Source organism: Nocardioides humi, from assembly GCF_006494775.1.
GTDB classification, from domain to species: Bacteria; Actinomycetota; Actinomycetes; order Propionibacteriales; family Nocardioidaceae; genus Nocardioides; species Nocardioides humi.
In genome coordinates this window covers 5176521-5198298 of sequence record NZ_CP041146.1, presented here as the reverse complement: position 1 = coordinate 5198298, position 21778 = coordinate 5176521, and the positions used below count along the sequence as shown (strand labels likewise).

The 21778-nt window shown below is 73.3% G+C and carries 19 protein-coding genes and 1 pseudogene; 8 read left to right on the top strand and 12 right to left on the bottom strand.

From position 1 onward, the window contains the following. Positions 1–15: 15 nt before the first annotated feature. Together FIV44_RS32675 and FIV44_RS32670 are read right to left on the bottom strand one after the other, a co-directional pair. Positions 16–570 (bottom strand): XdhC family protein, encoded by a 555-nt coding sequence (locus tag FIV44_RS32675; RefSeq protein WP_246086608.1) that lies wholly within the window; start codon positions 568–570, stop codon positions 16–18. Between the two features lie 125 nt (positions 571–695). After that, positions 696–1178: pseudogene (locus FIV44_RS32670) on the bottom strand (XdhC family protein); the annotation flags it as partial. A gap of 109 nt (positions 1179–1287) precedes the next feature. Here FIV44_RS32670 and FIV44_RS25090 point away from each other — a divergent pair. Then, on the top strand, positions 1288–2502 hold the full coding sequence (locus tag FIV44_RS25090) for a molybdopterin molybdotransferase MoeA (RefSeq protein WP_219996165.1): 1215 nt from the start codon (positions 1288–1290) through the stop codon (positions 2500–2502). Positions 2503–2783: 281 nt separating this feature from the next. Here the strand turns inward: FIV44_RS25090 and FIV44_RS25085 are convergent, their stop codons facing one another. After that, entirely contained in the window at positions 2784–3314 is a 531-nt protein-coding gene (locus FIV44_RS25085) for a DUF5134 domain-containing protein (protein ID WP_141006825.1), read from the bottom strand. 119 nt (positions 3315–3433) lie between these two features. On the opposite strand from FIV44_RS25085, the gene FIV44_RS25080 reads away from it, so the two are divergent. From FIV44_RS25080 to FIV44_RS25070, 3 genes are read left to right on the top strand one after another with little or no spacing between them, the layout of a single operon-like run. After that, positions 3434–5440, top strand: a complete 2007-nt coding sequence (locus FIV44_RS25080) for an alpha-1,4-glucan--maltose-1-phosphate maltosyltransferase (protein WP_141006824.1) — start codon at positions 3434–3436, stop codon at positions 5438–5440. Continuing rightward, entirely contained in the window at positions 5437–7149 is a 1713-nt protein-coding gene (treS, locus tag FIV44_RS25075) for a maltose alpha-D-glucosyltransferase (RefSeq protein WP_141006823.1), read from the top strand. The genes FIV44_RS25080 and treS overlap by 4 nt, the downstream gene beginning before the upstream one ends. After that, on the top strand, positions 7146–8471 hold the full coding sequence (locus tag FIV44_RS25070) for a maltokinase N-terminal cap-like domain-containing protein (RefSeq protein WP_141006822.1): 1326 nt from the start codon (positions 7146–7148) through the stop codon (positions 8469–8471). The genes treS and FIV44_RS25070 overlap by 4 nt, the downstream gene beginning before the upstream one ends. Positions 8472–8479: 8 nt before the next feature. Here the strand turns inward: FIV44_RS25070 and FIV44_RS25065 are convergent, their stop codons facing one another. From FIV44_RS25065 to FIV44_RS25050, 3 genes are all read right to left on the bottom strand, one after another. Beyond that, positions 8480–9529: a hypothetical protein gene (locus FIV44_RS25065; RefSeq protein WP_141006821.1), complete on the bottom strand. Its 1050-nt coding sequence runs from the start codon at positions 9527–9529 to the stop codon at positions 8480–8482. Positions 9530–9557: 28 nt separating this feature from the next. Then, positions 9558–10379, bottom strand: a complete 822-nt coding sequence (locus tag FIV44_RS25060) for an N-acetylmuramoyl-L-alanine amidase family protein (protein WP_219996164.1) — start codon at positions 10377–10379, stop codon at positions 9558–9560. Between the two features lie 183 nt (positions 10380–10562). Beyond that, positions 10563–11816 carry a multidrug effflux MFS transporter gene (locus tag FIV44_RS25050; protein ID WP_219996163.1) on the bottom strand — a complete coding sequence of 418 codons (1254 nt, stop codon included), beginning with the start codon at positions 11814–11816 and terminating at the stop codon, positions 10563–10565. 35 nt (positions 11817–11851) lie between these two features. On the opposite strand from FIV44_RS25050, the gene glgB reads away from it, so the two are divergent. Both glgB and FIV44_RS25040 read left to right on the top strand, forming a co-directional pair. Then, a complete protein-coding gene (gene glgB, locus FIV44_RS25045; protein ID WP_141006819.1) occupies positions 11852–13780 on the top strand; it encodes a 1,4-alpha-glucan branching protein GlgB in 1929 nt (642 codons plus the stop codon). A gap of 4 nt (positions 13781–13784) precedes the next feature. Continuing rightward, the gene (locus tag FIV44_RS25040; RefSeq protein WP_141006818.1) at positions 13785–14576 is read left to right on the top strand and encodes an NUDIX domain-containing protein; all 792 of its coding nucleotides are present in this window, start codon (positions 13785–13787) and stop codon (positions 14574–14576) included. Here FIV44_RS25040 and FIV44_RS25035 read toward each other — a convergent pair. Then, the gene (locus FIV44_RS25035) at positions 14500–15504 is read right to left on the bottom strand and encodes an EamA family transporter (protein WP_246086607.1); all 1005 of its coding nucleotides are present in this window, start codon (positions 15502–15504) and stop codon (positions 14500–14502) included. The genes FIV44_RS25040 and FIV44_RS25035 overlap by 77 nt on opposite strands. On the opposite strand from FIV44_RS25035, the gene FIV44_RS25030 reads away from it, so the two are divergent. Beyond that, a complete protein-coding gene (locus FIV44_RS25030; RefSeq protein WP_141006817.1) occupies positions 15503–16402 on the top strand; it encodes a LysR family transcriptional regulator in 900 nt (299 codons plus the stop codon). The genes FIV44_RS25035 and FIV44_RS25030 overlap by 2 nt on opposite strands. Positions 16403–16444: 42 nt before the next feature. Here the strand turns inward: FIV44_RS25030 and FIV44_RS25025 are convergent, their stop codons facing one another. The 5 genes from FIV44_RS25025 to FIV44_RS25010 all read right to left on the bottom strand — a co-directional run bounded on the left by FIV44_RS25025 (position 16445) and on the right by FIV44_RS25010 (position 20610). Then, positions 16445–17188, bottom strand: a complete 744-nt coding sequence (locus FIV44_RS25025; RefSeq protein ID WP_141006816.1) for an EI24 domain-containing protein — start codon at positions 17186–17188, stop codon at positions 16445–16447. A 134-nt stretch (positions 17189–17322) separates the two neighbouring features. Next, positions 17323–18291 (bottom strand): co-chaperone YbbN, encoded by a 969-nt coding sequence (locus tag FIV44_RS25020; RefSeq protein ID WP_141006815.1) that lies wholly within the window; start codon positions 18289–18291, stop codon positions 17323–17325. A 22-nt stretch (positions 18292–18313) separates the two neighbouring features. Next, positions 18314–18862 carry a PH domain-containing protein gene (locus FIV44_RS25015; RefSeq protein ID WP_141006814.1) on the bottom strand — a complete coding sequence of 183 codons (549 nt, stop codon included), beginning with the start codon at positions 18860–18862 and terminating at the stop codon, positions 18314–18316. A 10-nt stretch (positions 18863–18872) separates the two neighbouring features. Next, positions 18873–19043, bottom strand: a complete 171-nt coding sequence (locus tag FIV44_RS30850; protein ID WP_181410814.1) for a hypothetical protein — start codon at positions 19041–19043, stop codon at positions 18873–18875. A gap of 127 nt (positions 19044–19170) precedes the next feature. Continuing rightward, a complete protein-coding gene (locus FIV44_RS25010; RefSeq protein ID WP_141006813.1) occupies positions 19171–20610 on the bottom strand; it encodes a M1 family metallopeptidase in 1440 nt (479 codons plus the stop codon). Between the two features lie 168 nt (positions 20611–20778). Here FIV44_RS25010 and FIV44_RS25005 point away from each other — a divergent pair, with 168 nt between their 5' ends. Further along, entirely contained in the window at positions 20779–21627 is an 849-nt protein-coding gene (locus tag FIV44_RS25005; protein ID WP_141006812.1) for a serine protein kinase RIO, read from the top strand. Positions 21628–21778 lie beyond the last annotated feature (151 nt).

The window sequence follows — 21778 nt, the reverse complement described above, 5'->3', positions numbered from 1 at the left end:
GTCGTCGGCCCTCCGTCACGCACTCGTGATCGGTGACATGCTACGCGCCGGACCACCCCTGCGGGCGTGGATCCTTCCGGTCGTCGCGGCGAGGGCCGCCCCGCCGCCTCCCCACTGGGTCCGGATCACCTCGGCCGCGATCGAGACCGCGGTCTCCTCCGGGGTCCGGGCGCCGAGGTCGAGTCCGATCGGGCTGTGCAGCCGGGCCAGGTCCTCCTCGGTCGCGCCCGCCGCGCGCAGCCGCTCCAGCCGGTCGTTGTGGGTACGCCGGGACCCCATCGCGCCGATGAAGCACCCGGCCGGCAGCCGGAAGGACTCCAGCAGCACCGGCACGTCGAACTTCGGGTCGTGGGTGAGGACGCAGACGACGCTTCGGTCATCGAACCTCCCCGCGTCGATCTCGGCCGCGAGATAGCGGCTCGGCCACTCGACGACCACCTCGTCGACGTCGGGGAACCGGGCCCGGGTCGCGAACAGGCCGCGGGCGTCGCACACCGTGACGCGGTAGCCGAGCAGCTTGCCCTGACGCGCGGCCGCCGCCGCGAAGTCGATGGCGCCGACGACCAGCATCCGGGGCGCGGGGCCATCGAGGAGACGAAGACCTCGACACCCTCGCCCTGGCGGACACCACCGGCGCCGTACTCCATGATGGTGCTCAGGCCCGCGGACAGCAGGCCGCGGGCGTCCTCGGTGAGCACGTCGTCCAGTCGCGCGTCGCCGAGGGCTCCCTCGGACGGCGTGTCCGGGCGGACCACGAGGTGCCGGCCGAGGTGCTCGGGGTCGGGGTGGGCGACCACGGTGACCACCGCGACCGGTCGACCGGCCTCGAGGTCCTCGAGGACGCCCCCGAGCTCGGGGAAGGTCTCGGGCGAGACCGGCTCGACGAAGACGTCGAGGATGCCGCCGCAGGTCAGGCCCACGGCGAAGGCGTCGTCGTCGCTGACGCCGTAGCGCTGCAGCGCCGGCGTACCGGAGGCGAGCACCTCGCCGGCCAGGTCGTAGACGGCGCCCTCGACGCAGCCGCCCGAGACCGACCCGACGACGGAGTCGTCCGCGCGGCGCAGCATGGTGGCGCCCGCGGGACGGGGCGCGGAGCGCTGGGTGCGGACCACGGTGGCGAGGCCCGACCGGGCGCCGGCCCGCCAGTCGGCGGACAGCGCGGCAACGACATCCTGCATGCATCCAGAGTGGCGGACGTCACGGAGCGTCCCCAAGATGACCTCAGTGTTCACTGAACTCGTGCCGGGGAGCGCTCGGCCCGCCGCCGGGCGCGAGTAGCGTGGCGGCGTGACCGCTGCGCTGCTGCCCGTCGCCGACCACCAGGCACGGGTCCTCTCGCTCCTCGCCGACGGCTCCGCACGCGCCCCGGAGTCCGTGCCGGCCGCCGGGGCGGCCGGTCGGGTGCTCGCCGCCGCCGTGGCCTCCCCCGAGCCGCTCCCGGCCTTCGACAACTCCGCGATGGACGGGTACGCCGTCCGCGCGGCGGACGTCGCCGGCGCCGGCGCCGACAGCCCGGTGCGGCTGACCGTCGCCGGCGAGATCCCGGCCGGGGCCGCCGCCGGCACGCTGGCCCCCGGCACCGCCCACCGGATCATGACCGGCGCCCCCGTGCCCGCCGGCGCCGACGCGATCGTCGAGGTCGAGCAGACCGACGGCGGCACCGACGTGGTGACCGTCCGCGCGGCCCGCGAGGCCGGCTCCTTCGTCCGCGCCCGCGGCGGCGACGTCGCGGTCGGCGATCCCGTCCTGGCCGCCGGCACCCTGGTCGGCCCGGCCCAGCTCGGCCTGCTGGCCGCGCTCGGCGTACCCGAGATCGAGGTGCGGGCGCGCCCGCGGGTCCTGGTCGTGTCGACCGGCTCGGAGCTCGCCGCGGACCCGCGCCCGGAGCTCGGCCAGATCCGGGACGCCAACGGCGCAATGCTCGCCGCCGCCGTCGAGGACGCCGGCGCGGTCGCCGTCCGCCGGCTGTGGGTCGCCGACGACGTCCCGGCCTTCCTCGCCCTCCTCGACGCCGAGCTCGACGGGATCGACCTCGTGCTCACCTCCGGCGGCGTGAGCGCGGGCGCCTACGAGGTCGTCAAGGACGGGCTCGGCCCGCGCGGCATCGAGTTCGTCAAGGTCGCCATGCAGCCCGGGATGCCGCAGGGCGCCGGGCGCTACGACGGCGTCCCGGTCGTGTGCCTGCCGGGCAACCCGGTCAGCTCCCTGGTCTCGTTCGAGGTCTTCGTGCGGCCCGCGCTGCGAGCCGTGGCCGGCCTCCCCCGGACCACCCGGCCGGTCGTGCACGCCGCGCTCACCGAGGCGATCGAGTCCGTCCCCGGCAAGCGCCAGCTCCGCCGCGGCCGGCTGGACCGGGCGGCCGGCACCGTCCGGCCCTGGGGACCGCCCGGCTCCGGCTTCCTCGGCTGGCTCGCCGGCGCCGACTGCCTGCTCGACATCCCGGCCGACGTCACCGCGGTCGGTGCGGGCGAGCCGGTCGCCGTGTGGGACCTCACCGGCTGAGGCTGCTCGTCGGATCCCACGTCACCGGCGTCCCACACGTCACACGACGGCGCGGTCCTGGTCCACCTGCCCGCCCTGACGGGCGCTCGTCCGCAGGAGCGGCCACCGCACTGCTCACCGTCCCGGAGAAGCGCGGCATCGAGGTTCCGGCCGAGGCCCACGAGCGGATCCTCTCCACCACCGACACCGGCCTGCTCGACACCTGGGGAATCGCTGATCAATGCTGCGCCGCGCCGTCACCGAGTCCGCGGACCTCTTCGACTGAGTCTGCCGCGTCCCGCTCAGTGGGCGACGGCCATCGCCGCGGCGCCCAGCGCCATGCCGAGGCCCGCAGCGCCCTCGAGCCAGCGGTCGCGGTGCCGGGACTCCAGCCAGACCACGCCCGCAGGGGCGAGCAGCAGGGCTCCCACCAGCAGGCTGCTCGCCGCCAGGCCGAGCGCCGGACCACCGGTGCCCTGGTGGTGACCGCCGGCGGCTTCTCCGGCCGGCGCGACCATCGCGGCGTACATGACGGCCATGACGGCGGCCATCACCGCGTGGTGGAGCGAGGCGAGCCGGGCGACGGCCCGGTCCTCGCGAACGCCCTCCCAGACGAACCAGGCGGCGAGCGTGACGAAGGCGCACCCCGCGGCGTACGCGACGGGGGTCGGGGGCGTCGCCCACGCCATCACCACCATCGCGACCGCCATGGCCAGGTGCGCGGCGTACCGACGGCGGGTGCAAGGGCCGCCCGCGGAGCGCAGCCGGCTCGCCGCGTAGCCGCCGCACCCCGCGAAGCACAGGGTGAGCACGACGGCCACAGGGACGGGCATGCCCCCATCGTCCTCACTCGCGGTCGCCGGCGGCGTGACGCGCTAAGCGAAACCTGAGATTCTACGTCGCGGGGAGCGCCCGGCTTGCCTGACCGGGGCGCGGCCGGTTGGCTGGGGGCATGGTCGGACGCATCCCCGTGATCGACGTCGAGCCGGTCCTCGAGGCCGGCGCCAGCCAGGGCCGCCTGCCGGCGAAGGCCAGTCTGGGCGAGCCCTTCCCGGTCCGCGCGACCGTGTTCCGCGAGGGGCACGACCGCCTCGGGGCCGAGGTGGTGCTGACCGGCCCCGACGGCGTACGACGACCACCGGTGCGGATGCACGCGCTGCCCGCCGCCGACCGCTTCACGGTCGACCGGTACGAGGCCTGGGTGAGCGCGGACGCGGAGGGCGCGTGGTCGTTCGAGGTGCAGGCGTGGTCCAGCCCCCTCGGCACCTGGTACCACGCCGCCGGCATCAAGATCCGCGCCGGCGTGGACGTCGAGCTGATGTTCGCCGAGGGCCGGCTCCTGGTCGAGCGGGTCCTCGCGGCCGGCGGGCTCACGAGGGCCGAGCAGAGGACGCTCCGGGCCGCCAGCGCGGCGTGCGCCGACGCGGCCCGCCCGGTCGAGGCCCGGCTCGCGCAGCTCGAGTCGCCCGAGGTGGTCACCACGCTCGAGGCGCACCCACTGCGGGACCTGCGCTCCGTCGAGGGGCCGTTCCCGGTGTTCGTCGACCGCTCTCGGGCGCTGTTCGGGAGCTGGTACGAGCTCTTCCCGCGCTCGGAGGGCGCAACGTACGACCCGGCGACCGGCGAGGTGGTCAGCGGCACCTTCCGTACGGCGGCCGAGCGGCTGCCCGCCGTGGCCGCGATGGGCTTCGACGTGGTCTACCTCCCCCCGATCCACCCGATCGGCGAGGTCAACCGCAAGGGCCCCAACAACACCGTGCTGCCCGAGGGCGAGCCGACGCCGCCGGACTGGACGGGCTCGCCCTGGGCGATCGGGAGCAGGCACGGCGGCCACGACGCCGTGCACCCCGACCTCGGCACGATCGAGGACTTCGACGCCTTCGTCGCGGCCGCCCGCGCGCTCGACCTGGAGGTCGCGCTCGACCTCGCGCTGCAGTGCGCGCCCGACCACCCCTGGGTCGCGGCGCACCCGGAGTGGTTCACCACCCGCGCCGACGGGTCGATCGCCTACGCCGAGAACCCGCCGAAGAAGTACCAGGACATCTACCCGGTCAACTTCGACAACGACCCCGCCGGCATCTCGGCCGAGGTGCTGCGCGTCGTCCGCCACTGGATGGACCACGGCGTGCGGATCTTCCGCGTCGACAACCCCCACACCAAGCCGGTCGCGTTCTGGCAGTGGCTGCTCGCCGAGGTCCGCGCCACCGACCCGGACGTGATCTTCCTGGCGGAGGCGTTCACGAAGCCGCCGATGCTGCAGACGCTGGGCGCGATCGGCTTCCACCAGTCCTACACCTACTTCACCTGGCGCACCGAGAAGGTCGACGTCGAGGACTACCTGCGCGAGGTCGCCACCGAGTCCGCGCACCGGATCCGGCCGAACTTCTTCGTCAACACCCCCGACATCCTCCACGAGTTCCTGCAGTACGGCGGCCCGGCCGCCTTCCGGATCCGCGCCGTGCTCGCGTCGATGTCCTCGCCCACGTGGGGCATGTACGCCGGGTACGAGCTCGGCGAGCACGTGGCCGTGCGCCCGGGCAGCGAGGAGTACCTCGACTCGGAGAAGTACCAGATCCGGGTCCGCGACTGGGAGGCCGGCGCCGCGAACGGCGACGGCCTGCCGGCGTACATCACCCGGCTCAACGCGATCCGCCGCGGCCACCCCGCGCTCCAGCTGCTGCGCAACCTGCACCTGCACGCCGCCGAGGACGACCACGTCGTGTGCTGGTCGAAGCGCGCGGGCGGCGACACCGTGATCGTGGTCCTCAGCCTCGATCCCCACCAGGTGCGCGAGTCGATGGTCCATCTCGACCTGGCCGCGCTCGGCCTCGAGCCCGGCACCTCGTTCACCGTCCACGACGAGCTGACCGGAGCTGCGTGGACCTGGGGCGAGCACGACTACGTCCGGCTCGATCCGGCCCAGCCGGCGCACATCCTGACCGTGAAGGGGCACGCATGACCACCGCCGAGACGATCGTCCTCAACGAGGAGCCGGAGTGGTTCCGGACGGCCGTCTTCTACGAGGTGCTGGTGCGGTCCTTCCGCGACTCCAACGCCGACGGCACGGGCGACTTCCGCGGCCTGACCGAGAAGCTCGACTACCTGCAGTGGCTGGGCGTCGACTGCCTGTGGGTGCCGCCGTTCTTCACCTCGCCGCTGCGCGACGGCGGCTACGACGTCGCCGACTACACCGACATCCTCCCGGAGTGCGGCACCACCGACGACTTCCACGCCTTCCTCGACGCGGCCCACGAGCGCGGGATCCGGGTGATCATCGACTTCGTCATGAACCACACGAGCGACGCGCACCCGTGGTTCCAGGCCTCGCGCAGCGACCCCGACGGGCCGTACGGCGACTTCTACGTGTGGTCCGACACCGACGAGCTCTACCAGGACGCGCGGATCATCTTCGTCGACACCGAGCCGTCGAACTGGACGTGGGACCAGACCCGCAACCAGTACTACTGGCACCGCTTCTTCCACCACCAGCCGGACCTCAACTTCGACAACCCCAAGGTCCACGACGCGATGCTGGAGGCGATGGCGTTCTGGCTCGACATGGGTCTCGACGGCTTCCGGCTGGACGCGGTGCCCTATCTCTACGAGCGGCCGGGCACCAACGGCGAGAACCTCCCCGAGACGCACGAGTTCCTCAGGAAGGTGCGGAGGTTCGTCGACGACAACTACCCCGGCCGGGTGCTGCTCTGCGAGGCCAACCAGTGGCCGACCGACGTCGTCGAGTACTTCGGCGACCCGGAGGTCGGCGGCGACGAGTGCCACATGGCCTTCCACTTCCCCGTCATGCCGCGCATCTTCATGGCGGTACGCCGCGAGTCGCGCTTCCCGATCTCGGAGATCATGGACCAGACCCCGGACATCCCGGCCGGCTGCCAGTGGGGCATCTTCCTGCGCAACCACGACGAGCTGACCCTGGAGATGGTCACCGACGAGGACCGCGACTACATGTGGGGCGAGTACGCCAAGGACCCCCGCATGAAGGCCAATATCGGCATCCGCCGCCGGCTGGCGCCGCTGCTCGACAACGACACCAACCAGATCGAGCTGTTCACCGCGCTGCTGCTGTCGCTGCCCGGCTCCCCCGTCCTCTACTACGGCGACGAGATCGGGATGGGCGACAACATCTGGCTCGGCGACCGCGACGGCGTCCGTACGCCGATGCAGTGGACGCCCGACCGCAACGCCGGCTTCTCCTCGGCGACCCCCGGCAAGCTGCACCTGCCGGCGATCCAGGACCCGGTCTACGGCTACCAGAGCGTCAACGTCGAGGCACAGCTGGAGAACCCGTCCTCGCTGCTGCACTGGACCCGCCGGATGATCCACATCCGCCGCCAGCACGACGCGTTCGGGCTGGGCACGTTCGCCGACCTCGGCGGCTCCAACCCGACCGTGCTGTCGTACGTCCGGGAGCTGCCGGGCGTCGCCTCCGACACCGACGACGTCATTCTCTGCGTCAACAACCTCTCCCGCTTCCCGCAGCCGGTGGAGCTGGACCTGCGCCGGTTCGAGGGGCGGGTCCCGGTCGAGCTGCTGGGCGGCGTACCGTTCCCGCGGATCGGCGAGCTCCCGTATCTGCTGACGCTCAGCGGGCACGGGTTCTACTGGTTCCGGTTGACGGATCCGGAGACGACAGGGAGGCCCGTGCTGTGATCGCGTCCTTCCTCGCCCAGGCCCGCTGGTTCGGCGGCAAGGGCCGCGCGTTCACCGTCACGGGGACCCGCGAGCTCGGCCGGCTGGAGCCGGCACCGCCGGGCCCGGAGGTCGTGCTCCTCCTGGTCGAGGTGAGCTACGACGGCACCGCCGACCGGGAGCTCTACCAGCTCCCCCTCGCCCTGTACGACGAGCCGCAGGAGCGACTCGAGCACGCGCTGGTCGGGCGCTGGCCGACGGCCGAGGACGGTGCGTTCGCGTACGACGCGGCCCACGACCGCGCGGCCATGGCCCAGCTGCTGCGCTCCTTCGGCGAGCGGCCCGGCTTCGTGCGGCTGCCGGGCCACGACCTCGACCTCGACGCCCCTGGCAGCCTGTTCAGCGGCGAGCAGTCGAACTCCTCGGTCCTCTTCGGCGAGGACTCCGTGCTCAAGCTGTTCCGCAAGGTCACCCCGGGCGAGAACCCCGACATCACCACCCACCGGGTGCTCACCGAGGCCGGGTCGCCGTACGTCGCCCAGCTCTACGGGTGGATCGAGGTCGAGGACCTCCAGCTCGGGATGCTCCAGCAGTTCCTGCGCACCGCCAGCGACGGCTGGGACCTGGCGCTGGCCAGCGTCCGCGACCTGTTCGCCGAGGCCGACCTGCACGCCGAGGAGGTCGGCGGCGACTTCGCCGGCGAGGCCACCCGCTTGGGCACCGCCCTCGCCGACGTCCACGCCCAGCTGCGCTCCTCCTTCCCCACCGCCGTCGCCCCCGCCGAGTCCGTGGCGGCGCTGATGTCCGAGCGGCTGGACGCGGCGACGCTCGTCGTACCGGAGCTGGCCGAGCACGCCGACGCCGCACGCGCCGTCTTCGCCGCCATGGCCGGCCTCGGCGAGATCCCGGTACAGCGGGTCCACGGCGACCTCCACCTGGGCCAGACCCTCCGCACGGTCAACGGGTGGAAGATCGTCGACTTCGAGGGCGAGCCGGCCAAGCCCCTGGCCGAGCGGCTGCTGCCCGACTCCCCGTGGCGGGACGTCGCGGGCATGACCCGGTCCTTCGACTATGCCCCCCACGCCGTCGCCGAGTCGCTCCCCGACGTGGATCCCGACGTCCTGCACCAGCGCTCGGTCCGCGCCGCCGAGTGGGCCCGGCGCAACCGCCGGGCGTTCCTGTCCGCCTACTGCGACGACGGCGCCCTGGGCGCCACCGACCGGGTGCTGCTCACGGCGTACGTCGTCGACAAGGCCGTCTACGAATGCGTCTACGAGGCCCGCAACCGCCCCACCTGGCTGCCCATCCCGCTCGCAGGGGTGGCTCGGCTGACCGCCGGCTGAGGTCTCGCTCAGGCGCCGCGGAGCGCGGCGTCACAGGACGGCGCGCTGCCCGGCTCGCGGGCGGCCGGGTCCTCGATTCCGGCGAGGAGGTCGCTCCAGCTGCCGAAGTCGGCCACCTCCGCGCGCGGCGGCGCCGCGACCTCGACCGGGCTGCCGTAGTCGTGATACCTGATCTCCACCTGCAGGTCCTGCATGATCGGCTCGGCCACGAGCCCGCGCAGCTCTTCCGGAACGCCGCCGCGGGATGCCGCGAGCGCGTCGAACAGGTCGGCGACGTCGTACTCGATGCTCGAGTAGCGCCCGCCCACCCCGACGTTCGCCACCGCGCGCACCCGTGCCCGGGGATCGAGCGGCTTCGCCGCCAGGCCGCCCGGCTGCGGGAACACCGCCGGGAGCGCCTCGTCCAGCCGGAGCTCGACGACCACCCGGTCGCCGATGCGGTCGTAGCCGTTCTCCAGGGACCAGCGGTCGCCGTCGGTGAGCACCTTGCGGCCGAGAGCGACCGGCTCGAAGAGCAGCAACGCCTGGTAGGGCACCCCTGCCGGACCGCCGTCCACGGCGCCACCGGTCAGGTGCATCCAGCAGTCCATCGACCTGCCGTCCACCGTCGCGCGGAGCCAGGTGTCCTCACCGCGCAGGCGCATCACGTACTGGTTGTCCTCGTCCATCCCGAGGGTGACCTCCGTCGCCGGCTGCGCGGCATCGAAGGCGCCCTCGATGGGAGTCTCGACCTCTCCGCCGCCGATCCACCACACCTCGAACTCGGCGCTCGGCTCCTCGAGGAACTTCCGCTCGGCCGCGTCGACCAGCTCCTGAGCCTCGCGCTCGGTCCCCGGGACGACCTGCAGGCCGGCCCCGTCGTCCTGCGGGACATCCTCTCCGTCGTGCTCGTCCTCCCCCTCGTCCTCCTCGTCCGCGGTCCGATCTCCCGGGCCGTCCGCCTTCTCGGCCCCCACGCGGTCGAGGCGCGGCTCCGTCGTACTGCAGGCGGAGAGCGCGGAAGCGACGGCCAGGGCGCCGACGAGCAGGACGATGCGCCGGAGGGAGCGGTGGAGCATGGGCGCATCCTCGCAGCCGTCGCCGGACTCAGCCGAGGTAACGGCGGACGGCGGCGGCCAGCGCCGCGGCGTACCTCTTCTGTCCCTTCGACGAGCGCATCACCCGGGCGTCGGCGGCGTTGCGCATGTTGCCGAGCTCGACCATGGCGGTGGGGACCTCCGACAGGTTGAGGGTGGCGAGGTCGGAGCGGTACACGAAGCCGCGGCCGCCGGCGGTGTAGGTGGCGTTGCGGAAGCCGCGGTCGTGCAGGGCCGCGCGGGTGGTCCGGCCGAACGCGGTCGACGCGGCGCGACCCTGCGGCTTTCCCGCGACGATGACGTGGAACCCGCGCCCGCCGCTGAGGGAGCCGTCGCCGTGGATGCTCAGCTTGAGGTCGGCCGGCCGCTCCCAGCCGCGATAGCCGCCGTTGCCGAGCCGCCCGCGTACGTCGACGCAGGGCCCCCAGTCCCGGCGGCTGTTGGTGGTGCGGGTCAGCACGACCTCGGCGCCGAGCGCCCGCAGCCGCTTGCGGAGCTTGCGCGCGACCTTCCAGGTGAACGTCGCCTCCGGGAACCCGCTGTTGGTCGCCGTACCGGTCGTGTTGCAGGGCTTGCGCTGGCCGTTGCCGGCGTCGACGGGCTGGTTAATCTCGCGGCGGTGGCGGGCGTTGCCGAGCTGGTGGCCGGGGTCGATGACCACGACCTTGCCGGCGAGCGGGAGGTCCGCGCCGGAGTGGACGGTGGCACGAGCCGGGGCGGTCGGGGCGGTCGGGGCGGTCGGGGCGGTCGGGGCGGTCGGGGTGGCAGCCCGGACCGGTCCGGCCGGGGCGAGCAGCGCGACGAGGACGGCGAGCACGACGAGACGACCCATGCGCCCGATCATCCCGCATCCGCCTGCACTGCGCGGGGCACCCTCACCCCCACCCGGCCGTCCCGGTCGAGCACCACGCGTCCCATCCGTCACAGCGGACAGGCAGTGCATGCGCTTGTCAGGTGTTGCAACCCCTGACAAGCGCATGGATCCCCGGATGTCCGGGGATCCATGCAGGCCCCTTCAGAGCAGCTCCACCGGCTCCAGCTCGCCGACCTCACCGGACACCGCACAGTCCCGGTCCTCGACGGCGCAGTGCCAGGCCCAGAGCAGCTGGCCGGCGCCGACGCCGATCAGGGCGGCGACGGCGAAGCCGAGGGCCGAGCCGCCGATGACGGGTACGACGGCGACGGCCGTGACCGCGTTGAGGACGAGCGCCACGAAGGTGGCCAGCGACACCACGGCGCCGCGGCGGGCGGGGAAGCGGTCGAGGAGCATGAGCTGGATGGTCGGGTAGGTGATGCCGTTGCCGAGCGCGATGAGCGAGACGCCGAGCACCGCCCACGGCATCCGGTCGCCGGCCGGGGTCGCGGCGACGATCACGCCCACGACCCCGCCGGCGAACGAGGTCGTGCAGCCGAGCGAGACGAGGCGGCGGGCGGTGATCCGGCCGGCGGCGCGGCCGCACAGCCAGGAGCCGAGCATCATCGCGCCGATCATCGGCACGAAGAGCTTCCAGAAGTCGAGCTCGCCCTGCCCGAGCACGTCGACGACGAAGACGGCGGCGCCGCCGATGTAGAGGAACTGGGCGCCGAAGATGAGGGCGGTGGCCCAGCCGAGGCGGTGGAAGGCGCCCTCGCGCGCGACCTCGACCAACCCGCCCAGGACGGCGCCCACCCGCAGCGGGACCCGCCGCTCGCGCGGGTGCGTCTCGGGCAGCAGCAGGAGGACCGCGGCGATCAGCACCACGCCGAGCCCGGCCTGGAAGGCGAAGATCAGCGGCCACGGCCCGAGCTGGAGCAGCACGCCGCCGAGGATCGGGCCGATCGCGGGGGCCAGGCCGAAGATGATCGCGACCCGGCTCATCAGGCGCTGCGCCTGCGCGCCGTCGAAGAGGTCGCGGACGACGGTGCGGCTGACGATCGTGGCGCCGCCGGCGCTCAGGCCCTGCAGCGCCCGGAAGGCCAGGAGCACGGCGAGGTCGCCGGCCAGGGCGCACCCGACCGACGCGGCGACGTACACCACGATCGAGCAGGCCATCACCGGCCGGCGGCCGACGGCGTCGGAGAGCGGGCCGTGGAAGACGCTCATCAGCGCGAAGGAGCCGAGGTAGACGGTGACGATGAGCTGCAGCGCCTCGCTGCCGACCCCGAGCTCGCGCCCCAGCTCCGGGAACGCCGGGAACGGCGTGTCGATGCTGAACGGGCCGATCATCGACAGCGCGGCGAGGACCGCCGGGATCAGGACCGCATATCTCCACCCCAGCCGTTCGCCCACGCCCTCATCATTCACCACGCGTTAGACTCGCCAAGATGCCGCCCACAGAGCGCAGCACCTCCGGTTCCACCCTCGGGGAGATCGACCTCCACCTCGTCGCGGAGGGACGGCACGAGCTGCTGTGGCACGTCCTCGGCGCCCACGTCCGCACCGGGCCCGGGGCCGAGGGCACCAGCTTCGTCGTCTGGGCCCCCAACGCCCGCAACGTGAGCGTCGTCGGCGACTTCAACGGCTGGGACGGCAACGCCCACCGGATGACCCGGATCGGGAGCGGCCTGTGGGAGGCCTTCGCCGCCGGGGTCGGCTCGGGAGCCGCCTACAAGTACGTCGTCGAGGGCGCCGACGGCATCTGGCGGCACAAGGCCGACCCGATGGCCTTCCACGCCGAGGTGCCGCCCGCGACCGCCTCCCGGGTCTTCACGAGCAGTCACGTGTGGCAGGACGACGCGTGGCTCGCCGCCCGCGCGGGCCGCCGACCGGTCCAGGAGCCGATGGCGACGTACGAGCTCCACCTCGGCTCGTGGAAGCGCCACCCCGACGGCTCCTTCTGGTCGTACGACGAGCTGGCCGCGCACCTCCCGCAGTACCTCGCCGACCTCGGGTTCACCCACGTCGAGCTGATGCCGGTCATGCAGCACCCGTTCGGCGGCTCCTGGGGCTATCACGTCACCGGCTACTTCGCCCCGGACGCGCGCTTCGGCGACCCCGACGGCTTCCGGCGGCTCGTCGACGCGCTCCACCGGGCGGGCATCGCGGTGATCCTCGACTGGGTGCCGGGTCACTTCGCGACCGACGAGTGGGCGCTGGTGCGCTTCGACGGCACGCCGCTCTACGAGCACCCCGACCCCCGGCGCGGCTGGCACCCCGAATGGGGCTCCCACATCTTCGACTTCGGCCGCCCCGAGGTCCGCAACTTCCTGGTCGCCAACGCGCTCTACTGGCTCGAGGAGTTCCATGCCGACGGCCTGCGCGTCGACGGCGTCGCCTCGATGCTCTACCTCGACTACGGCCGCAAGGACGGCGAGTGGACCCCCAACCGGCACGGCGGCCACGAGCATCTGGAGGCCGTGCAGTTCCTGCAGGAGCTCAACGCCACGGCCTACAAGCGGGTGCCGGGCATCGTCACCATCGCCGAGGAGTCGACCGCCTGGCCGGGGGTCACCGGGGCGACCTCGGGCGGCGGGCTCGGCTTCGGCTTCAAGTGGAACATGGGGTGGATGCACGACAGCCTGCGCTACCTCGCGCACGACCCCGTGCACCGCTCCTACCACCACGGCGAGCTGGCGTTCTCGCTCGTCTACGCCTTCTCCGAGAACTACGTGCTCCCGCTCAGCCACGACGAGGTCGTGCACGGCAAGGGCTCGCTGGTGCGGAAGATGCCGGGCGACCGCTGGCAGCAGCTCGCGACCCTGCGCGCCTATCTCGCCTTCATGTGGGCCCACCCCGGAAAGCAGCTGGTCATGATGGGCACCGAGCTCGCCCAGGAGTCGGAGTGGGCCGAGGCCCGCGAGCTGGACTGGTGGCTGCTGCAGAAGCCCGACCACGCCGGCGTCCGCGACTTCGTGCGCGACCTCAACGCCCGCTATCGCGAGGAGCCCGCGCTGTGGCGCCTCGACAACGACCCGGCCGGCTTCGCGTGGATCGACGCCCAGGACGCCGGCCACAACGTCTTCTCGTTCGTCCGCCGCTCCGGCGACGAGGGCGCGCCCGACCTGGTCTGCGTCACCAACTTCGCCGCCGTCCCCCACGACTACCGCCTCGGCCTCCCGATCGCCGGCGACTGGGTGGAGCTGCTCAACACCGACGCGGCGGCGTACGGCGGCAGCGGGGTCGGCAACCTCGGCACCGTCCACGCCCACGCCGCCAGGCCCCTGGAGTCCGGCGCTCCCGGCGGCAGCGCGGCGTACGCCGACCTCGTGGTGCCCCCTCTCGCCACGCTGTGGTTGCGCTCCCCCCTAGGGTGAGGGCGTGCCCGAGCCCGAGCAGCCCGAGATCAGTCACTGGACGGTCGACGACGGCACCGCCCGGCTGACCTGGACCTCGGACCTCACCGAGCGCGGCTGGCAGGCGGCGGTGGACGTCGTACGACGCCAGGTCGCCGCCGCCCTCACCGACCACGAGCGCGTGGAGGTCAAGGTCGCCATCGACGACCCCGACGCCCAGCGCATCGCGACCTGGTCGGGCCTGCGCCGCGAGGGCGTGCAGCGGGGGCGGGCCGGCGACGTGGTGGTCTACGCCCGGCTGGTCGACGACACCCCGGTGCACGAGCCCGGCGGGTTCCGCGCGCTGCTCAACTCGTTCCTGCCGCGCAAGCGCGGGATCGGGCAGATGCTGGTGCGCGACGGCGACGGGTCGGACGGCGCCGAGCCGCGGGTGCTCATGTGCAACCTGACCTACAAGACCGACTGGGACCTGCCCGGCGGTGTGGTCGAGGTCGGCGAGTCCCCGCGCATCGCGGTCAGCCGGGAGGTCGAGGAGGAGCTCGACCTCACCATCGAGGCCGGAGCGCTGCTGCTCACCGACTGGCTGCCGCCGTGGGGCGGCTGGGACGACGCGCTGTGCCTGGTCTTCGACGGCGGCGTGCACCCGCCCTCGATCGTCCAGCAGGTCGTCCCCCAGGCCCGCGAGATCAAGACGGCGGAGTTCCTCACCCTCGCCGAGGTCGACGACCGGGCGGCCGACTTCACCGCCCGGCGGGTGCGGGCCGCGCTGGCGAGCCTGGCGGGCGGGGGTCCGGCGTACACCGAGTCGGGGCGCTGACCGGCACCCGGCGCTGCGCCACGAGCACGCCCAGCACCAGGACCGCGCCACCCACCAGCTCCCCGACCGACGGCACCTCGCCGAGCAGCGCCCAGGCGGAGCCGATCGCGACGGGCGGCACCAGCAGGATCCAGGGCACCACGGCGGCCGACGGGTTGCGGGACAGCAGCCCGTTGAAGGCGCCGTACCCGACCAGCGAGGCGAGCCCCGCGGTGTAGAGCGTCGAGACCGCGGCCCGCCAGCCGAAGGCGCCCACCCCGTCGACGACCGCGGCCGGGCCGTCCACGACGAGGGAGAGCAGCACCAGCGGGACGGGGACGACGAGCGCCGACCACACGGTCAGCGACAGCCCGCCCGTGGCACCCGAGGCCCGCGAGACGACATTGCCGATCGCCCACATCAGCGCGGCCGTCAGGCACAGCGCGAGCGCGATCGCCGGCACGTGGCCGCCGCGCCCGAGGCCGACGACGACCAGCCCGACGGCGCCGAGCACCACCCCGGCGACCTGCGGCCGGGTCGGCCGCTCCCGCAGTACCCCGGCGGCCAGCAGGATCGTCAGCACGACCTGCGCCTGGAGGACCAGGCCGGCCAGGCCGGGCGGCATCCCGGCGTCCATCGCGACGTAGAGGAAGCCGAACTGGCCAAGCGACATGAACACCCCGACGGCGGCCACGGTCCGCCACGGCACCGGCGGCGGCGCGAGCAGGAAGACCGCCGGGACGACGACCGCGAGGAAGCGGGCGGCGAGGAACAGCAGCGGCGGGACGTCGCCCATGCCCCAGTCGATGACGACGAAGTTGAAGCCCCAGATCACGGCCACGAGGGCGGCGAGGGACTGGTCACGGCGGCTCACGTCGTCCAGCATCCCGGCCGCGATGTTGAAGCACCAGCGAATAGAAATGCACCGAAGGATGTAGCGTTGCTGCATGATCGATCTCGACGCACTGGCCGGCCTGCGGGCGGTCGCCACCCACGGCTCGGTGGTCGGCGCGGCCACGGCGACCGGGTACACGCCGAGCGCCGTCTCCCAGCAGGTCAAGCGGCTCGAGCGGCAGACCGGCGTCCCGCTGCTCGAGCGGGTCGGGCGCGGCGTGATGCTGACGAGCCACGGGCAGCACCTCGTCGACGCGGGCGATCAGGTCCTCGCCGATCTCGAGCAGCTCGAGGCGTCCCTCCAGCAGCGCGCCGGGGTGGTCGCGGGCCGGCTCCGCCTCGCCGTCTTCTCCACCGCCATGCGCGGGCTGGTCGCCCCGATCGCGCGCAGCCTGCGCGACGCCCACCCCGGCCTCGCCCTCACCCTGCGCGAGGCCGAGCCCTGGGACGTCGTCGACCTCGTCGCGAGCGGGCAGATCGAGCTCGGCATCGTGCACCGCTGGGGCGGAGTGCCGCTCGCCGTACCGGACCACGTCGCCGCCACTCCCCTGCCCGGCGACGTCGCCGACCTCGTCGTCCACCGCGACGACCCCCTCGCCCGCCGCGACCGGGTCACCCCGCACGACCTGCTCGACGTCGACTGGATCGCCACCCCCGAGGGCACGATCTGCCGCCAGTGGCTCTCCCGGATGTACGACGGCACCGGCCGTCCGCCCCGGATCGCCCACGTCTCGGCGGAGTTCGAGTCCCACCTGGCCCTGGTCCGCGCCGGCCTCGGCGTCGCGCTGGTCCCCCGGATGGGGCGCGCTCCGCTCGGCGCCGACCTGGTCGCCGTACCGGTCCGCGATCCGGAGCCGGTCCGGCTCATCGACGCCCTGCACCGGCGGACCATGGCCGACTCGCCGGCCGTGCAGGCGGTGCTGGCCGCCTTCGCCGACACCAGGGCGGCCTGATCTTCGCGCGCCCCATGCGAATTCGTCGCGAATCGGCCCTAACTACGACGAATTCGCATGGGGCGCCGTACCCAGCGCCTCCCGCGCGAGGTACGTCGCGCCGGCGACCGCCGCGGGCATGACCAGGATCCCGCCGAACGGGACGAGGAAGCAGGCCTGGACGCACACGCCGAAGCCGAGCATCGCGCCCCGGTGGCGCCGCATCAGGGCGGCTCGGGCGGCCCGGTCCATGCCGCGCGCCTCCAGCGGGCGGGAGACGAGCTCGCCGGCGAGCAGCCGCCCGGACACGGCCAGCCCGAGGACCGCGCCGACCACGGAGCCGATCACCGGCAGCAGGCCGATCACGAACACCCCGACGGCGGTCAGCACGCCGAACACCACGAGCACCAGCCCGTCGACCGCGCCGCGGAGCCAGCCGACGCCGCTGTCGGGGACGTCGCCGCCGAGCGAGAGCTCGACCTCCTTCCAGATCCGCTCGTAGAAGGGATCGCCGACCGCGAGGGTCAGCCCGGTGAAGGTGATGATCGCGAGCATGCCGGCGCCCGCGAGGACGAGCAGGTAGAGCGCCGCCCGGAACAGGCCGCGCACCGCCTCGTCCCAGTCGTCGGCGAAGGGCGTGGCCCAGCCGACCAGGTCGTCGACGACGAAGACCAGCGTCACCAGCAGCGCGAGGACCAGGATCGCGACCAGCGCCGCCGGGAGGATCCCCAGCAGCATCAGCCGCGGCCGCTCCCGCCACAGCCGGAGCCCGCGGAGCAGGAAGCCCGCCCCTCGCCCGAACCCCATGTCAGCGCCCCATCAGATCAGGCCGGCCGGCAGCGTGGCGCATGGCCGCGGAGCGGCACGGCGCGCTGCCCGCGGGCCGAGCGGAGCGAGGTCCGTGCGGCAAGCGGCGTCTGCGACACGCTCGGCCCATCGGATCAGAACAACGCGGACGCCAGCGCCTGGCGGCCCTTGAGCACGCGCGGGTCGTCGTTGCCGACGGCGCCGAACAGGCCGACGAGGTGCTCGCGGGCGCGGTCCCGCTCCTTGCCGGAGGTACGGCGGACGAGCTCGACCAGCCGCGCGAAGGCGTCCTCGACGTGTCCGCCGAGCATGTCGAGGTCGGCGACCATGGTCTGCGCGTCGACGTCGTCGGGGTTCGCGGCGGCCGCGGCCCGGGCCGCGTTGAGGTCGACGCCCTGGGTGCGCTGCAGCACCTTGGCCATCGCCAGCCCGGCGGCGGCCTCGTGGTCGGCGGGGTTGGCGTCGACGAGCTTCTGGTACTCCGCCACCGCGGCGTCGATGTCGCCGGAGGCGAGGGCGTCCTGGGCCGGCGCGTAGCGCGGGTCGATCTCGGGCTCCTGCCCCTCGTCGTCCTCGCCGGCGGCGCCCGCCGCGCCACCGAACGCGTTGGGCTGGTGCCGGCCGGTGATGCCCTGGCTGGTGAGCTGCTGGGCGAGCTGGTTGAACAGCGCCCGGATGTCGTCGATCGGCGCAGCGCCGGGGATCGGCTGCGTCGCCGGGCGACCGTCGAGGAGCACCAGCATCAGCGGCACCTGCGGGATCTGCATCGCCTGCGCGATCTGCGGCACCGCGTCCACGTCGATGGTCGCGGCGAGGAACCGCCCGTCGTACTCGTCGGCGACGGTGGCGACGTCGCGGGCGAGCTGGGCGCTCTCCGGCGACTGCGACGGCGAGGCGAAGACCAGCACCACGGGCGCGGTCATCGACGCCTCGAGCACGGACTGGAAGTTGGCCTCGTCCACCGCGACGGAGTACGCCGAGGTCGACCCGCCGCCGCCACCGGAGCCGGGCGCCCCCGGGGCGCCACCGCCGGCGGGCGGCGAGGTGCGCTTGAGCGCGGACAGGTCGATCGCGCCGGGACGGGAGAACGGCTGCTGCGTCATGGCCGCAATCCTACGGAGCGGCTCAGTTCGGGACCCTGGGACCCCGGAGGCCGGCGCGCTGGACCACCCGCTGGATGGAGAGGTCGCGCTCGTCGGGCCGGCCGACGTACCGGATGTCGCGCAGGCCCTGCTCCTGGGCGGCGGACTCGAAGCAGAAGTGGCCGAAGCCGAGCAGCCGGCCGTGCAGCGGCTTCTTGACGGAGATGTCGAGGATCCGGCTCAGCGGCATGGTCGCCAGGCTCTGGGAGAGCACGCCGTGCACGCGGAAGACCCGCATGTTGGTGATCACGAAGCGGTCGCGGAGCACGCCGAGCGCACCCCAGCCGGCGTGGAGCAGCAACGCCGCGGCGACGATGATGAGGAACCAGGCGACCTGGACCGGCACGAACCAGCTGCCGACGAGCAGCACCAGCGCGAGGCCGGACTCCAGGGCCGGCCGGGTGTAGGCGAACCAGTGGTGGGTCACCTCGTCGACGACGACCTCGCCCTCCTCGCGGAGCAGGTGCTTGCCGATCTTCGGGTCGCCGAGGCGGGCGACGGCACCGGCGACGGCTCCGGGGAGGAAGGACATGGCGGCGGGGTCAGTCCATGGCGCCGACGAAGTCGATGACCCCGTTGAACGCCTTGGTCGTCAGGTCCCACCCGCTGCTCGCGGCGGCCTTCGACGTGTCCGCGAGGCCGGACGGGTCGGTGAACATCCAGAAGCCGAGGAACACGACCACCACGAGCGCGACGAGCTTCTTGGTGTCCATGTGCGGGCGTCTCCATCCAGGTGCGGGCGTGCCCCGAGGGCACAGATCCCCACATTGGTACCAAAAGCACCACTGGCCACACGGGAGGCGCGCCCGAGCCGGGCTCCGGCGGGCCGCTCCGCGGCGGTCAGGCGCAGGCGGTGGTCAGCCCGTTGGCCGGCGTCGCCGCCGGCGCCCGGCCGGACCGCAGCCACGCGTCGAAGAACCCCTGGAGGCTCTCCCCGGAGACGGTCGCGGCCAGCGCCTCGAACTGCTCGACCGTCGCGTTGCCGTCGTGGTGGTCGGCGACCCAGCGGCGCAGCACGGTGTCGAGGTGGGCGGCCCCGATCCGGTTGCGCAGCGCGGCGAGGACCATCGCGCCGCGGTCGTAGACCGGCGCGTCGAAGATGTGGTCCCGGCCGGGGTCGGCGAGGTTCAGCCGCCAGAACGCGGACGTCGGCGTGCCGCACGAGGCGGCCCACATCCGCTCCAGATAGGCCTCGACGCTCTCGCCGCCGTGAGCGGCGATGTACTCCGCCTCCAGGTAGGTCGCGAAACCCTCGTTGAGCCAGATGTCGCGCCAGCGCTGCACCGCGACGCTGTCGCCGAACCACTGGTGGGCCAGCTCGTGGACGACGACGCCCGGGTAGATCCAGCGGCCGTACGTCGGCCGCGACTGGTTCTCGAGCGCGAACCCGACGTCCAGACCGGTCACCAGGCCGCCCGTGGTCGCGAACGGGTAGGTGCCGAGGCGCGCCTGGAGCCAGTCGGTGATGGCGGCGGTGCGGGCCAGGATGCGTCGTACCTGCCGCCGCTCGCGGGGCGCGATCTCCCGCGACACCGCGTTGTAGAACGGGATCCCCGCCGCGGTGGTGCCGCGGTCGACGACGAAGCGCCCGGCCGCGAAGAAGGCGAGATAGGTCGCCATCGGGTCGGTCATCCGCCAGTGCGTGGTCGCGAGGCGGCCCTTGACCTTGCGTCCCATCCGCACGCCGTTGCCGACGACCTTCTTGCCCTTGGGCACGGTCACCCGGACGTCGAAGGTCGCCTTGTCGCTGGGGTGGTCGTTGGACGGGAACCACCACGGCGCCATGTGGGGCTGGTTCATCGCGACGACCTCGTTGCGGCTCGCCAGCCAGTTGCGCTCGCCGGCGTAGCCGTAGGCGCCCGGCCGGCCGGCGTACTTCACGACGACCCGGAACTGCGCGCCGGCGGCGATCGGCTGCTTCGGCGTCACCCGCAGCTCGTGCTTCCCGGCCTTGCGGAAGCGCGCCCGCCGGCCGTCGACCTTGACCTTGGTGGCGGGGAGCAGCAGGTCGAGGGAGAAGCTGCGCAGGTCCGCGGTCGCGGTCGCGGTCATGGTGATGGCGGTGCGGCCCTTCAGCCGGCCGCTCGCGAAGTCGTAGCGCACCCGGACGTCGTAGTGCTGGGCGTCGGTGCCGCCGTTGCCGTCCTTGGGCCAGTACGGGTCGGTGCCGTGCACGGAGCCGTTGCCGGCGTCCTCCGCCTCGGCGACCGGCACGCCGGACACCGTCGAGAGCCCCGGGAGGCAGAGCAGGAGGACCAGGAGGAGGGCGAGGCGGCGCACCGGATCAATGTACGCCGCGGAAAACCGGTTGCGCGCCCGGCGTCGCCGCCGTCACGCTGGCCCGGTCCGTCCGCGACGCCCCGCGGACCTGTCGAGAGGAGCGTGACATGTCGATCGCTGTCGTCGGCCTGCCCTCAGTCCGCACCCTCTCGACCCCGAGGAACCACCGTGTCCCAGGAGCACCTCCCCACCTCTGACATCGACCCGCGCTTCGTCGTCGCGTTCGAGGCGTACGACGACCTCGCCGACGGCCAGCGCTGGTCCACCTGGCTCGACGTCGAGCCGCTCTCCCGCGGCCCCGAGCCCCGCCCCGACTGGGTCGTCACGTCCCAGGGCGCGATCGACACCGAGCTCGGCGTCCTCAAGACCGGCAAGGAGGCCGACGTCTTCCTCCTCGACCGGACCGACCCCCACGACCCGGCGCAGAGCGTCGTGATGGCGGCCAAGCGGTACCGTTCCCCCGAGCACCGCACCTTCCACCGCTCCGCGGCCTACACCGAGGGCCGCAGCATGAAGCGCTCGCGCGACGAGCGGGCGATCAAGCGCAAGAGCACCTTCGGCCGCGAGGTCGCCGCCGGCGAGTGGGCGGTCTCGGAGTGGTCCGCGCTCAACCGGTGCTGGTCGCTCGGGCTGCCCGTGCCGTACCCGGTCCAGGTCGACGGCACCGAGATCCTCATGGAGTGGATCCAGGTCGACGGCGACACCGCACCCCGGCTGGCCCAGACCCGGCCGGAGCCGGCGCTGCTGGCGGCGTACTTCGACCAGCTGCGGGAGGCGATGCTCACCCTCGTCCGGGCCGGGCTCGTGCACGGCGACCTGTCGCCGTACAACATCCTGGCCGCGGGCGAGCGGCTCGTCGTCATCGACCTGCCCCAGCTGGTCGACCTGGTCGGCAACGTGCAGGGCTTCGACTTCCTGCTGCGCGACTGCACGAACGTGGCGTCGTGGTTCGTACGGCGTGGGCTGGACGTGGACGCGCAGGAGCTCTTCGGCGACCTGATGGCGCAGGCGTTCTAGTAGTGTGCCGCGGCTACAACGTGGAGTTGGGAGATGTCCAGGTGCGTGCATCGCAAGGCGGCGTAGCGACGGCATACCGGGTTGTCTTCCGAGCTTCGCCAACGCGGCGAGGTGCGTGCCTGGGTGGCTGCCAGCCCGCGTTGTAGCCGCG